Raw genomic sequence first — 14999 nt, forward strand, 5'->3', positions numbered from 1 at the left:
TTCCTTTTGACCATAGTATTTCATATGATAAACTATAAATAAGAAACTTTCATGTTACTTTATATCTTAAGGAGATTAAAAATGGATGCAAAGAAGAAAATACCTAATATTTCATCTAAACTACGTCATAATATTCTGGAGATGCCAAAAGAAGTCTATAATGCCAGCGGAATTGTAATCTATGGCAGACGCATTAAATCTCTTGTCTTTACTACAGATCTTGCAATTATACGTAATTGTGATGCCGATGCTGTTTTTGCAGTTTATCCATTTACTCCCCAGCAAACAATTACAAATGCAATTATTAATGCCAGTTATATCCCTGTCTTTTGTGGGATTGGCGGAGGAACAACTAATGGTTTGCGGACTATTGCTCTAGCAAAAGATGTTGAATCTCAGGGTGCTATAGGCGTTGTATTAAATGCTCCTATCAGTAATCTCAATCTGCTTGCTGTCAGCAGAGCTGTTGATATTCCTGTAATCATCACTATTACTAATGAAAACACTAATATTGATGGACGCTTAAAAGCAGGAGCAGCTATTTTAAATATTGCTGCCGGTACAAAAACACCGGAAGTTGTCAGTATTATTAGAAAGAAATATCCTGATATTCCAATCATAGCTAGTGGAGGTAATACAAATAAAGCTATTGCTAAAACAATTCAATCAGGTGCGAATGCTATTACATATACACCGCCTTCTACTGCCGAATTATTCAAGACAATGATGGAAAAATATAGAGAAACTTAAAAATAGAGTCAGTGACTCTATTTTTTATGTAAATTCTTCAATAATTCTTCAATATGATTACCATATTCTAATGAAGTATCAACTTCAAAATGAAGCTCAGGACATTTTCTGATATTCAATCTTCTAGCAAGCTGTGATCTGATAAACCCTTTACTTCTTTCTAAAGCTTCTAATCCTCTTTTTTTATGTTCTATGAAGGAAACAAATATTTTTGCATGTGATAAATCATTGGAACACTTTACGCTAATAATTGTACACATCTTTAATGCAGGATCTTTTACTTCATCTCTTAAGATGATTGAAAGTTCTTTGCTCATATAGGCTTCCAGCCTATTCTTTTTTAAATTTGCCATTACTTATCTACTTCTTCCATTACATATCCTTCAACAATATCTCCGGTTTTAATATCATTAAAGTTTTCAATAGTTAATCCACACTCATAACCTGCATTCACTTCTTTAACATCATCTTTAAAACGTCTTAATGAGCCAAGTTTCCCTTCATAAATAACAACACCATCTCTAATCAGACGAACACCACAGTCTCTTTTAATAGAGCCATCAGTAACATAACATCCGGCAATATTACCAATCTTTGAAACTTTATAAACTTCTCTGATTTCTGCCTGTCCGGTAATCTTTTCTTCCAATTCAGGTGCAAGCATACCTTTCATAGCAGCCTCTATTTCTTCTATCATTTTATAAATGATATTATGCAATCTGATTTCAACACCTTCTTCTTCAGCTTTACGGCGAACATTAGCATCCGGTCTAACATTAAATCCATAAATAATTGCTTTTGAAGCACTTGCTAATAAAACATCAGATTCACTGATAGCTCCTACTGTTGAACGAATAACATCAACCTTAGCCCCTTCTACTTCAATTTTCTGAAGACTTGCCTTAACAGCTTCAGCAGTACCATCTACATCAGCCTTAACAATAACATTCAACTGTGCCAGCTGTCCATCTTTAATCCGATTATACAAATCATCAAGACTCATAGCACTTGTTGTATTTCTTTGCTTTTCAAGTTTCTTCTGTGCTCTTGCTTCTCCAATATGTCTTGCAGTCTTATCTGAATCAAAGACCATAAACTTATCTCCTGCTTCAGGAACATCATTTAAGCCGGTAATCTCTACCGGTGTTGCCGGACCGGCAGATTTAAGAGTTCTACCTGTATCATCCAGCATCTGTCTAACTCTTCCATAGCATGATCCAACAACAATAGGATCACCTGTATGTAAAGTTCCATTTTCAACAAGCAATGTAACAACACTTCCACGTCCCTTATCCAAGCGAGCTTCAACAGCTGTACCATAAGCCGAACGTTTTGGATTAGCTTTTAGTTCTGCCATTTCAGCAACAATGAGAACTGCTTCAAGAAGTTCCTGTACACCATCACCTTTTTTAGCAGAAATATTCTGGAAAACAACATCCCCGCCCCAGTCTTCTGGCATCAGACCATATTCTGAAACTTCTGATTTGATTCTTTCCGGATCAGCACCGGGCTTATCAATCTTATTAATAGCTACAATGATTGGTACACCGGCAGCTGTTGCATGATCAATAGCTTCTTTTGTCTGAGGCATAACGCCATCATCAGCTGCCACTACAATAATAACAATATCAGTAACCTGTGCTCCTCTTGCACGCATAGCAGTAAAAGCTTCATGACCCGGAGTATCCAGGAATGTCAGTTTCTTACCTTTTACAGGTACCTGATAAGCACCAATATGCTGTGTAATACCACCAAACTCACCTTCTACCACACGTGACTTTCTAATACGATCAAGAAGTGTCGTTTTGCCATGGTCAACATGTCCCATAATAGTAATAACCGGAGGACGTGATACTAAATCCTTTGGATCATCATCAAAAATCAGATCTTCAAAATTTGTTTCATCTACTGTTTTCTTCTTTTTTGCTTCATAATTATATTCCATACAAATAAGTTCAACCTGTTCATCATTTAATGATGAATTAATTGTAACCATTGTTCCTAACATAAATAAGACTTTAATAATATTTGCCGGTGTCTGTCCAATAAGTCCGGAAAGCTCATCTACTGTAATACCTTCTTCATACTCAACAATGCCATCATTTAATAATTTATTGTTTTTCTTTGAATTATCATTTGAGCTGTTCACTTTCTTTGTATTCGGAAATTTCTTTTTGTTCTTCTTTGCCATCACTTAACCCCCTTAATGAATTAATTAATTTGTTTGCAAAGCCTTTCTCAGTAATTCCTATAGCCATTCGATTGCTTTTACCAATTGCCTGAGATAATGAATCACTGTCACTAAATAAAATATATTCAACCTGATAGTAATTACATTTATTAATCATTCTTTTCTTTGTATTTTCACTTGCATCATTAGCTATAATCACAAGCTTAATGCTTTTATTTCTAATACCGACCAGGACGCTTTCTCCAGTAACAAGACATTTCGCCCTGACTGCTAATCCTAGCGTATTATAAATCTGTTTATTTAACATGAGATTTTAACTCCTCATAAATTTGTTCCGGTATCTGTATTTCTAGAACACGATCTAAAATATGTTTTTTTCTTGCTAACTCAATAGCTTCAAGAGACTTCTTTAGATAAGCTCCACGCCCATTTTGCCTGCCTGTTACATCCACAAAAATTTCTCCTTCTTTATTTTTAACAACCCGGATGAGTTCTTTCTTTGGCAGACGTTCCTGTGTCGCAACACATCTTCTTAATGGAATTTTTTTCATAAAGACCCCTTATTCATAATATTTATCATATTCATCATAGTCGATATCTTCATCATATTTTGGATCATATTCCGGTTCAGTTTCTTCTTCAATCTCTTCATCAGCAGTAAATACTTTAACATAATCATCATCCTGATTTTCTGTATTTTCAAGCTCTTCTTTTAATTTTATTGCTTCTTCACTTTCAGCAGTTTCATGTTTAATAGGTGCTTTTTTTGCTTTCTTTGGCTGTCTTTCTTCAGATAAAGATTCCTGTTTTGACTCTTCTACTATAAAAGCTTCTTCATTTATCTCTTCTTCAGGTTTAAATACTTCTAATAATTCTTCATTAAAACTCTCATCATTATCATAAGAAATACCTTGTTCTGAAGCTTCTGTTACAGACTTGATATCAATCTTCCAGCCGGTTAATCTTACCGCCAGTCTTGCATTCTGACCTTTTTTACCGATAGCTAATGAAAGCTGATCATCGGGAACAATAACTAAAGCACTATTATCTTTTTGATTAATCTTTACTTTTGTTACTTTAGCCGGTGCTAAAGCATTAGAAATATAAAGAATAGGATCTTCATCATAAGCAATGATATCAATCATCTCACCATTCAATTCAGTAACAACCGTTCTTACACGTGTTCCTTTAGGTCCTACACAAGATCCAATCGGATCAATATTGGGATTATCAGTATAAACAGCAATTTTACTGCGCTCACCAGCTTCTCTTGATACACTTTTGATCTCTACAGTTCCATCATAGATTTCAGGAACATTCATTTCAAACAATCTTTTGACAAGACCCGGATCAACTCTGGAAACACCGATATGCGTTCCTTTTGTTCCTCTCTCTACATCATTTACATAAACCTTTAAATGCTGTCCTTCAAAAAGCTTTTCTCCTGGAATCTGAGCATTTAAAGGTAATAATGCACCTGTCTTTCCAATATCAATAATCGCAAAGCGAGGCTCCACTCTTTCAACTAAGCCATTAATAATATCATCTTTCTTATTAACATATTCATTGTATAAAGCTTCCTTTTCTGCTTCTCTGATTTTCTGTCTTAAAAGTTGTTTTGTCTGAATAGCAGCTAATCGTCCAAATACTTCGGGAGATACTTCTGTAATCACCTGATCTCCTACTTTATAATCAGGATTAATTTCCTTTGCTTCTTCTTCAGAAAGCTCATAATCTTCATCCATGACATCATCTACAACATTCTTGATTTCATAAAGATGAATATCCCCTGTTTCATAATCTATTTCAACATTAACAATAGATTCTGAACCCGAATAGTTCTTCTTATAAGATTTTTCTAGAGATTCTTTTAAAGCATCTAATACAGTTGCTTTTTCAATTCCTCTTTCTTGTTCTAATAAATTTAAAGCATCAATAAATTTCGGTGCTTTTGTTTTCTTTACAGCCATTCCTTCTCCTCCTTAAAACTTAACGGCTAATCTCATAAATTTTATATTTTCATACTCTGTTACAAGGTGCTTTTTTACACCTTTTACAAAATACTGAACTTTAATTTGTGATTCTGTTTCTTCCAAGATACCTTCAATCTCACTTAATCCATTAACAGTCTGCTTAAGCTCCATATGGACATAGTCTCCTGTATGCTTTTGAATTTCTGCTAAGCTTCTTAAAGGCTTTTCAATTCCTGGAGATGAAACTTCAAGATAATATTCATCTTTAATTATATCAATCTCATCCAGCTTTTCGCTCACTGCTTCACTGACTGCAGTACAAGTATCCATATCTAAAGACCCTTCATTTTTTTCAATAAATACTCTGAGATACATATCATTTTTCTCTTGTTCATAAACAAGATCATCCAAATAACAGTCATATGATTCTATTATTGGTAAAAGTGCCTGTCTGATTTCTTCAATCATAAATTCTCCTCTTCAATAAAGAACGAGAGGGCTCCCCTCTCGTGTGTTATTTATTACAGTCACAATATATCATAAGTTATTCTATAAGTCAAATATACTTAATTGATTACTTTCAGATAAATGATCAAAAACTCCCATAGCCTTTAATATATCTAAATGTGTATTAGATAAGCGAGTACGACCTTTTACATCTTCAATAGAAGTGAACTCATGTTCCCTTCTTGCAGAAACAATACTGTCCCCTACAGAATCACCTAAGCCTTCAATAGAAGTAAATGGAGGAATAATTGATCTGTAATCATCAGGATCTAATCTAAACTGATGTCCATCACTTTTTTCCAAAGAAATATTAGCAAATCTATATCCTCGATCAAACATTTCCATAGCAACTTCAAAGACAGTAATAAGTGTTTCATCTTTATTAGAAGCATTATTATCTGACTTTAATTTCAGTATCTCTTCATACCGCGCCAATGTTGCCTGCTTACCCTGAATCAATGTTTCAATCTCATAAGCATCACATCTTGTTGTAAAATAGACTGTATAGTATTCTCTCGGATAATAGACTTTCCACCATGCAATTCGTAAAGCAGAATAAACATAAGCTGCTGCATGAGCCTTAGGGAACATATACTTAATCTTTAAACAAGAATCAATATACCATTGAGGAACATTATGTTTTTTCATTAATTCAACATACCCTTTTTCAGGAAATACCTTTGCTGCCTTTCCTTTACGAGTAGTTTCCATAATATCAAAAGCATCTTTATTAGGGAGACCTTTCTCTATCAGATAAACCATAATATCATCTCGGCATCCAATAACATTTGATAATGTACAAGTTCCTGTTTTAATCAGAGTCTCAGCATTACCTAAATAAACATCCGTACCATGTGAAAGCCCTGATATAATCACAAGATCACTAAATGATTTTGGCTGAGTTGCTTCTAGCATTGAACGAACAAATCTAGTTCCAAACTCAGGCAATCCAATCGCTCCACTCTTACAATTCATATAAGATAAATCAGCACCTAAAGCATCACTTGTTCTAAATAAGCTCATAACATATGGATCATTAGTCGGAATAGTCATTGGATCAACGCCAGTTAAGTCCTGTAATCTCCTTGTTACAGTAGGATCAACATGGCCTAGAATATCAAATTTCAAAACATTATCATGAATCTTATGAAAATCAAAATGTGTCGTACGCCATGAAGCATTAACATCATCAGCAGGATATTGATATGGCGTAAAATCAAATACTTCCATACCATCCGGAATAACAATAATTCCTGCCGGATGCTGCCCGGTTGTTCTCTTAACACCCTGACAGCCATCAGCTATTCTTTGCAGCTCTGCTCCTCTGATCGTAGAATCAATTTCCATTCTTTCAGCATATGCCTTTGCATAGCCATAAGCTGTCTTTTCAGCTACAGTAGCAATAGTTCCCGCTCTAAAAGCATGATCACTGCCAAACATTTTTCTAACAAATTCATGAGCTTTAGGCTGATATTCTCCGGAAAAGTTTAAATCAATATCAGGAACTTTATCACCATTAAAACCTAAAAAGGTTTCAAAAGGAATATTATGTCCATCACCTTTCATATAGGTTCCGCATACCGGACATTTTTTATCAGGGAGATCAAAGCCATTAGCAACACTATTTGTAAATTCAGAATAACGGCAGTTAGGACAATGATAATGAGGCGGTAATGGATTAACTTCAGAAATACCGGACATAGTAGCTGCAAAAGAAGAACCGACTGATCCTCTTGATCCAACAAGATATCCATCATTATTAGACTCGTGAACAAGCATTGCTGAAATATAGTAAATAACCGCAAAACTATGTTTAATAATATTATCTACCTCAAAATCTAATCGTGTTTTTACTTCTTCAGGTAAAACATCTCCATAGGTTTCATGTGCAGTTTTATTACAAAGGTCCCTAAACTTTTCATTAACATTCTCAATAAATGGAGGATATAAACCGGACTTAACAACTTCAACATTTTTATCAATACTTTCAGCTATCTTATGAGTATTAGTCACCACATACTGATAAGTATCTTTTTTGCTTAAATAAGGAAAGCACTCCAGCATTTCTTCAGTTGTACGATAATAGCAGTCCGGCGTTAAAGCATGAGGATTTGTTCTGACACATAAAGGATGAGGTCTTCCTTCAATCTGAAGCTTAGGATTAGAAATAAAAGCATCACGATAAATTTTATCTGTAGGATGAATGAAGTGAACATCTCCCGTAGCAACAATAATCTTATTTTCTTTTTTTGCACAATCAATAATTCTTGAGTAAATCTTTTCAACCTCTTTTAATGATTCAAAGCGTCCTCGTTCAACATAACATTGTGCGTCTATAAGTGGCTGTATTTCTACATAATCATAGAAACGAAGTTCTTCTCTTAACTCTTCTTCATTTCTTGTAGCAGCAATTTCAAAGACTCTAGAATTAATACCTGAAGTTCCAAACAGCAATCCTTCATGATATTTTATTAACTCATCCTGAGGAATACGGGCATTTCTTGAAAAATATACAGTAGAAGCTAAAGAAATAATCTTATATAAGTTCTTTAAACCTTTCTGATTTTTAGCAAGAATATCAATAGTATATGGAAAAGCATGTTTATAAGCATCTTCTAAAGGAAGACTGTTAAGTTCATTAATATTTTTTAAGGAACGCTTTTTCATATCATCTATCATTGCATCAAAAGCCATTCCTAATACTTCAGCATCATAATCAGCTCGATGAGCTTCTTCTCCATTATAAGCAATTTTATAAAATCCGCATACTGCACCTAATCGATAAGATCTCATCATTGGTATAAGATGACGTGCTAATGGTAATGAATCTACCCATGTATTACTAATTGATGACTGTCCCATGCGAGATAAAGCCATATTTAACATTCCAATATCAAATCGCCCATTATGAGCAACTAAAAGATTATCTCCAAAAAACTCTAAAATACGAGGCATAAGATTCTCAATAACAGGTGCATTCTTAATCATCTCATTAGTAATACTTGTAAGTTCTGTAATACGATGAGTAATCGGTTTTGGAGATTTAACAAAAGACTGAAAACGATCAATGACCATTCCATTACGTATCTTAACAGCACCAAACTCAGTAATATAATCCTCAATTTGTGATAAGCCCGTTGTCTCCAAATCAAATGAAACATAAGTCATATCATCAAAAGGAATAGATTTTTCATTAAAGACACTCTTAAAATCTATATCAATCATATTTAATTCGGCACCATAAATAAGCTTAATATCTTTTCCCTTTGCAGATAATGCCGCATCCGGGAAAGCCTGAACATTTCCCCGATCAGTAATAGCAAGTGCCTCATGCCCGAACCTTAATGCTGTCTGAATATAATCATTAACATTACCAATACCATCTAATGTAGACATATTAGTATGAATTGATAGCTCAATACGCTTCTCCTTAGCATGATCACGTCTTGATTCAGGCGCTTTAGCAGGTGGGGTCTCTTCAATATTTACTTCTCTGGCAATAATAATCTGCTCTTTGGCAAAAGTATCGAATTCCAAAGTTCCTTTAATAATCATCCATACTCCACCTTTAGCAGCTTTGCCCATTTCATCTTTAGTATTTCTATTTTTATCTTCAAACCGCTTAACCATAATACTATCCGTATAATCAGTAATATAGAGCGTCTGAATATCTTTCCCTTTGCGTGTAGTAACTGTTTCCGATCTAAAGCAATAGCCTTCAATCATAACATCTCGCATTGTTGAATCAATTTCATTAAGCCTGATTGGCTGGTAATCTTTCTTGTAGCTTCGATAATTATTTATCGGCGTATTATGTGCAGATGGCTTAGCCTTTTCTAATTTATCTTTTTCTACTAATACCAGATTATCCTGTGTCATCTCTTCAACTAAAGCATTATAATTTTCATTCTGATTATCTACTGTTATCAATAAGCCAATATTTATACCAAAACGATGGAAATAATGAATAATTGCGGATTGAAGCTCTTCTATCTGTGTTTTTTGCAAATCAGAAACAGCCTTGATAGTTAAAAGACCATCCTGATAACTATAGGAAGAAGAACTAATATTTTTTAATTCCGGATATTTCTTTCCCAATTCATTAATAATATAGAAAGTATACTCTAAAATAGTATTCTGTTTTATATCCTCTTTAGCTTCAAAGATAAATTCACAAGGGTATGGAAACTGTTCTTTAGAATCAATCAGTTTTAAAACATTATCCAAAGGCAATAAAGTCTCTGTATCAATAATAAATGTATAGTGACCATCTTTTCTTACCTTCACTTTTCTTAAATAAGCCTGATCAAAACAAGCATCATCCTGTAAATGAAGCTGTTTTAATAATATTTCTAAATAATTCATCTTCTCACTCCCTTGAAAAAGGAACCTAAGTTCCTTTAACGAAATAATCTTCCAATATCCTGAAAAGTAACAATCAGCATTAAGGCTAAAACCAAAGCCATGCCGGCAATCTGTAAACCGAATTTAACTTTCTGAGGCAATTCTCTGCCTATAATTCCTTCAATAATCGCAAATAATGCCTGGGCACCATCTAAGCCTGGTATAGGCAATAGATTAAAGACTCCAATATTCACAGATAGCAGTGCCATCAAATAAAAGAGATTCGCAATCTGACCTGACTGAGTTACCTGAGCAGTGATCTGATAAATACCTATTGGTCCGCTCATCTGCTTTACTGTAGAACTAAAATTAAGAGCCAGCTTACGTAATGCGGTAAAGATAGCTACAGACATAGTTCCAATCTCTTTAAATGTTTCTCTAATGCTTTCTGTGAAATTCATACGTCTTGTTGCATGAATAAAGCCTATTGTATAACGCCCTGCATTTTTATCATATGATACTTTCATTGGAATAACAACTGATTGATTATCACGTGTTACAGTAATATCAATACTAATAGTATCTTCAGTAACATTTAAAGCTTTCTTCGTAAGATCATTGTTTAAATCATTAAAGCTTGAAATAACATAGCTCTTCTTTGATGCATCACATTCTATATTTGTGATTGTATCACCTTTCTTTAAGCCATAAATAGCTGCCGGTGTATTCTTTACAACTGAACCAACAGTTGCTTTATTAACAGGCAACACACCTACTGTTAAATTAAGTATTAGCATAATAACAATAGCTAATACAAAATTCATAAAAATACCTGCTAAAAAAATAATTAATTTCTGATATGTTTTCTTTCCTTTTAGAGTTCTTTCTAATGGTATATCTTTAAACTGATCATTTTCTTCCTGATCAGTTTCTCCTGCCATAGTAACAAATCCTCCTATTGGTAAAGCACGTAATTCAAAAGCAGTTTCTTTTCCTTGCTTAGAAAAGATTTTTGGACCCATGCCAATGCTAAAAGAGCCACAGTAAACATGAAAAAATTTAGCGGCAATAAAATGACCAAACTCATGAATGGTAACAATAGTTCCTAAAACCAATATAAAAACAATAATATTAATAATAATCTGCATTCATCAATCTCACTTTCTTTTGTACAAATAATCTAGTGCTCTTATCTATTTCTAAAAGCTCATCAAGAGTTGGCTGATCAATAGCCTGATGAGCATACATAGCTTGTCTGGCCAAATCATAAATATCCAGGAAACGAATTTTCCCTTCTCTAAAATAACTATTTGCCTGTTCATTGGCAGCATTTAACACACAAGGCATACTACCTCCCCTTCTGCCTGCCTCATAAGCCAATGTTAAAGCAGGAAATCTGTCTGTATCCGGATGATAAAAATGTAATCCGTTTGTCTTTGTCAGATCTAACCGTTCACTTCCGATAAGATTATCTCTTCTAGGATAAGTTAGAGCATATTGAATAGGCAGTTTCATATCGGGAGTCCCTAATTGCCCAATAATTGCATGATCCTTAAATTCAACCATAGAATGAATAACACTCTCAGGATGAATAAGCACTTCTATCTGATCATAGTCAACATCAAAGAGCCATTTTGCTTCAATAACCTCTAATCCTTTATTAAACAAGGTAGCACTGTCAACTGTAATCTTTGCTCCCATATTCCAGTTAGGATGTTTTAAAGCCTGGTCAACAGTAACATTCCTAAGTTCTTCTTTGCTTTTATCTCTAAAGCTCCCTCCGCTGCAGGTCAGTATAATCTTATCTATTTCATTATGTGATCTTCCATACAGTGACTGCCAGATAGCACTGTGTTCACTATCAACAGGAAGAATCTTAACCTGATATTCTTTCACAAGAGGAATAATGATATGCCCCGCTGCTACCAATGTTTCTTTATTAGCAATCGCAATGTCCTTTCCGGCTTTAATTGCTTCAATTGTTGGCAACAAGCCGGCAAACCCTACAACCGCATTTAATACAATATCTACTTCATTTAAAGAAGCAATCTTAATCATGCCTTCAGAACCTAAATAAAAAGATTTATCAGGATATTTCTCTTTTAAATATTTATAATCCTTTTCTTCTTGCACACAGATATGTGGAATCTGCAGCTGATTCATTATTTTTTCACATTTTTGAATATTTCTACCACAGCTTATAGCAGTGATGGTAAATAGCTCCGGATGCCCTAAAACAACTTCAATGCTCTGTGTACCGATTGATCCTGTTACACCAAGAATACATAGTTTTTTCATAAGAAAACTCCTTAAATTTTAAAATTAAACAGTAATGGCAGATAATGAAGCAAAATCCCCAATACCATTGCATTAAATATAATAGAATCAAAGCGATCTAATACACCGCCATGTCCGGGAAATATCTGTGAATAATCTTTAACTTCAAAAGTACGTTTAATACTGGAAAAAGTCAGATCACCAATTTGTCCTGTAGAAGCCAATACAAATGAAATCATTATAATTATATATATAGGTAAAGAAAGTTTCATTAAAATTCCATAGGCACTTCCCAAAAGACCGCCTAAAATTATCCCGCCAATACTCCCTTCAACAGTCTTATTAGGTGATAAACGCACATTAAGCTTATGCTTGCCAAATGTACGTCCTGCAAAATAAGCACCCGTATCGGCACCTAAAGTCGCAAAAGCCAAAAGAACAAGATAATAAACAGATAAATTCATACGCATATGATAAGTCATATGAATACCAAAAGCAACCAATGTTGATGCCATAAAATAATAGGATAATCTATTCATTGACATAGAAGCATCAAATACTCCGCATATAACTAAAATAAGTAGAAAAAGCATAATATATTCAGAAGGTACTAAGAGTGTTGAAGGAAGTAATAGTGAAAGCAAAAGATATAATCCTATCAAAGGATAAAGATAAATCTTAGCTTTAGGATGATTACAGATGCTTAATAATTCAAATGTAGACATGCAGCCAATAAAAACCATCAACAAAGCAAATGGAATTCCTCCTAATACAAGACAAGGAACAAATAAAGCAATTAAAACAATTGCAGTGATAATTCTTTGTTTCATTATTTTATTACACCTCCAAATCTTCTTTCTCTCTGCTGATAATAATAAATACATTTATGAAGCTCCTTTTCATCAAAATCAGGCCATAATGTATCTACAAACATTAGTTCACTATAGCTTAGCTGCCATAATAAATAATTTGAAAGGCGGGATTCTCCGCTGCTTCTGATCATCAGATCAACATCAGGCAAACCAGATGTCATTAAGTGTCTTTCAAAATAACTCTCATTAATATCATCAATATCAATTTTGTGATCTTTATATTCTTGAGCAGTCTTTTTAACTGCTTCAAGAATCTCATCTCTGCCACCATAAATAAAAGCAAAAACAAGTTTTAATCCGGTATTCTTTTTTGTTGATTCCATAGCATTCTTAATAATTTTCTGTGTCTCTGCCGGTGCCATATCTAAATGACCAATCATTAAGATCTGAACATTATTTTCTATTAGTTCTTTTAAATAAAGATTAAAGAATTCCTTTGGAAGCTTAAAAATATAATCTACCTCAGATTTATCTCTTTTAAAGTTTTCAGTTGAAAAAGCATAAACAGTCATTGCCTTCACACCTAAACGATTGGCCTCTAAAGCAAGAGTACGAATAGTTTTAGTTCCTTCATGGTGACCATAAGTACGGGGCATTTTTCTTTTCTTAGCCCATCTCCCATTACCATCCATAATAAAAGCAATATGAGCAGGAATATTATTTTTATCTAATTCATAATTATCAGTTTTTCTTCTTAATAACATTTTATACTACCTCTATGCGATTATAACATATTGCATTCAATTATCAAAACAATAAAAAGGATTTCACTTTATTGAAGTGAGATCCCCTTTTTAATTATACTGTCATTAAATCACTTTCTTTATCCTTAGTAATATCATCAATTTCCTGAATAAACTTATCCGTCAGCTTCTGAATGTCCTTTTTACCTTCTTTAACAGCATCTTCATCTTCGCCTTTTTCTACTAAATCGTTAGCTTTTCGTCTCTGATTTCTAATTGCGATTTTTGCTTCTTCAGCTAATTTCTTTACCTGCTTAACAAGCTCTTTACGTCTTTCCTCAGTAAGAGGAGGAATATTAATACGTATAACTGCTCCATCGTTCTGAGGTGTTAGACCTAAATCAGCTTCATAGACAGCTCTTTCAATATCTTTCATAGAACTTTTATCATAAGGCTTAACAAGAAGCTGTCTGCCCTCAACAACAGAGATACCGGAAATCTGATTTAATGGTGTAGGTGAACCATAATAATCAACCATAACACGATCAAGCATTGAAGGATTAGCACGTCCTGTTCTAATATTAACAAGCTCATTCTTATAAGCCTTAATTGTTTTTTCCATTTTTTCTTCTGTTTCCAGCAGAATCATTTCTTCATCCATTATTATTCTCCTTTTTACGATATATAATTGTTCCTTCTACATTTCCTTCACAAGCTTTTTTTATATTTCCTTCTTCCTGCATATTAAATACACAAAGTTTAATATCATTATCTTTACATAAAGTAATTGCTGTCTGATCCATAATTTTTAGATCTTTATTCAATACATCAAAATAAGTCAGTTTATCAAATTTAAAAGCAGCTTTGTCAAGTTTAGGATCAGCAGAATAAACACCGTCTACACCATTTTTTGCCATTAAAATAACATCAGCATTAATTTCTGCCGCACGTAAGGCAGCTGTCGTATCAGTTGTAAAATATGGATTACCCGTACCGGCCGAAAAAATAACAATCCGGCCTTTTTCTAAATGACGAACAGCTCTTCTTCGAATATAAGGTTCAGCCACCTCATTCATAGAAATAGCTGTCATAACTCTTGTCTCTTCACCTAATGCTTCTAAAGCATTCTGAAGAGCCAAGCCGTTCATAATCGTAGCCAGCATCCCCATATAATCAGCCTGAGCTCTTTCCATGCCAAGCTGAGCTCCGGTTGCACCACGATACCAGTTTCCTCCGCCACAAACAACAGCCATCTCAACACCTGTTTTCTTAGCTTCAGATATCTGTCTGGCAATATTATTCACCATTTCAGCTTCTAAGCCAAATCCCTGACTGCCGGATAGTGCCTCTCCACTGATTTTTAACAGTACTCTTCTATAAGTCATAATAAATTACTCCTTTA

The 14999-nt window shown here is 33.9% G+C and carries 14 protein-coding genes; 1 reads left to right on the forward strand and 13 read right to left on the reverse strand.

From position 1 onward, the window contains the following. Nucleotides 1-81 precede the first annotated feature (81 nt). Nucleotides 82-750, forward strand: coding sequence for a hypothetical protein (locus HMPREF9943_RS07200; RefSeq protein ID WP_004803497.1), 669 nt, complete (start codon nucleotides 82-84; stop codon nucleotides 748-750). A gap of 17 nt (nucleotides 751-767) precedes the next feature. Here HMPREF9943_RS07200 and rbfA read toward each other — a convergent pair whose 3' ends face one another. The 13 genes from rbfA to pyrH form a co-directional block, all read right to left on the reverse strand. Further along, entirely contained in the window at nucleotides 768-1103 is a 336-nt protein-coding gene (rbfA, locus tag HMPREF9943_RS07205; protein WP_004803498.1) for a 30S ribosome-binding factor RbfA, read from the reverse strand. Further along, nucleotides 1103-2941 carry a translation initiation factor IF-2 gene (gene infB / locus HMPREF9943_RS07210; protein ID WP_004803500.1) on the reverse strand — a complete coding sequence of 613 codons (1839 nt, stop codon included), beginning with the start codon at nucleotides 2939-2941 and terminating at the stop codon, nucleotides 1103-1105. Before infB ends, rbfA begins: the two co-directional genes overlap by 1 nt. After that, the gene (locus HMPREF9943_RS07215; RefSeq protein WP_004803502.1) at nucleotides 2883-3248 is read right to left on the reverse strand and encodes a L7Ae/L30e/S12e/Gadd45 family ribosomal protein; all 366 of its coding nucleotides are present in this window, start codon (nucleotides 3246-3248) and stop codon (nucleotides 2883-2885) included. The genes infB and HMPREF9943_RS07215 overlap by 59 nt, the downstream gene beginning before the upstream one ends. Then, nucleotides 3238-3492 carry an RNase P modulator RnpM gene (rnpM, locus tag HMPREF9943_RS07220; protein ID WP_004803504.1) on the reverse strand — a complete coding sequence of 85 codons (255 nt, stop codon included), beginning with the start codon at nucleotides 3490-3492 and terminating at the stop codon, nucleotides 3238-3240. The genes HMPREF9943_RS07215 and rnpM overlap by 11 nt, the downstream gene beginning before the upstream one ends. 9 nt (nucleotides 3493-3501) lie before the next feature. Beyond that, nucleotides 3502-4911, reverse strand: a complete 1410-nt coding sequence (nusA, locus tag HMPREF9943_RS07225; protein WP_004803506.1) for a transcription termination factor NusA — start codon at nucleotides 4909-4911, stop codon at nucleotides 3502-3504. 12 nt (nucleotides 4912-4923) lie between these two features. Continuing rightward, entirely contained in the window at nucleotides 4924-5382 is a 459-nt protein-coding gene (locus HMPREF9943_RS07230) for a ribosome maturation factor RimP (RefSeq protein WP_004803507.1), read from the reverse strand. 81 nt (nucleotides 5383-5463) lie between these two features. Further along, complete coding sequence (locus HMPREF9943_RS07235; protein ID WP_004803510.1) at nucleotides 5464-9786, reverse strand: PolC-type DNA polymerase III; 4323 nt, start codon at nucleotides 9784-9786, stop codon at nucleotides 5464-5466. A 35-nt stretch (nucleotides 9787-9821) separates the two neighbouring features. Further along, nucleotides 9822-10913, reverse strand: coding sequence for a M50 family metallopeptidase (locus HMPREF9943_RS07240; protein ID WP_004803512.1), 1092 nt, complete (start codon nucleotides 10911-10913; stop codon nucleotides 9822-9824). Next, nucleotides 10897-12063 (reverse strand): 1-deoxy-D-xylulose-5-phosphate reductoisomerase, encoded by a 1167-nt coding sequence (gene dxr, locus HMPREF9943_RS07245; protein WP_004803514.1) that lies wholly within the window; start codon nucleotides 12061-12063, stop codon nucleotides 10897-10899. Before dxr ends, HMPREF9943_RS07240 begins: the two co-directional genes overlap by 17 nt. An 11-nt stretch (nucleotides 12064-12074) precedes the next feature. Then, on the reverse strand, nucleotides 12075-12872 hold the full coding sequence (locus HMPREF9943_RS07250) for a phosphatidate cytidylyltransferase (protein ID WP_026624182.1): 798 nt from the start codon (nucleotides 12870-12872) through the stop codon (nucleotides 12075-12077). Continuing rightward, complete coding sequence (locus HMPREF9943_RS07255; RefSeq protein ID WP_004803518.1) at nucleotides 12872-13618, reverse strand: undecaprenyl pyrophosphate synthase; 747 nt, start codon at nucleotides 13616-13618, stop codon at nucleotides 12872-12874. The genes HMPREF9943_RS07250 and HMPREF9943_RS07255 overlap by 1 nt, the downstream gene beginning before the upstream one ends. A 94-nt stretch (nucleotides 13619-13712) precedes the next feature. Next, nucleotides 13713-14258 (reverse strand): ribosome recycling factor, encoded by a 546-nt coding sequence (gene frr, locus HMPREF9943_RS07260; RefSeq protein ID WP_004803520.1) that lies wholly within the window; start codon nucleotides 14256-14258, stop codon nucleotides 13713-13715. Beyond that, nucleotides 14251-14982, reverse strand: coding sequence for a UMP kinase (pyrH, locus tag HMPREF9943_RS07265; protein ID WP_004803522.1), 732 nt, complete (start codon nucleotides 14980-14982; stop codon nucleotides 14251-14253). Before pyrH ends, frr begins: the two co-directional genes overlap by 8 nt. Nucleotides 14983-14999 lie beyond the last annotated feature (17 nt).

Source organism: Eggerthia catenaformis OT 569 = DSM 20559, assembly GCF_000340375.1.
Taxonomy (GTDB): domain Bacteria; phylum Bacillota_I; class Bacilli_A; order Erysipelotrichales; family Coprobacillaceae; genus Eggerthia; species Eggerthia catenaformis.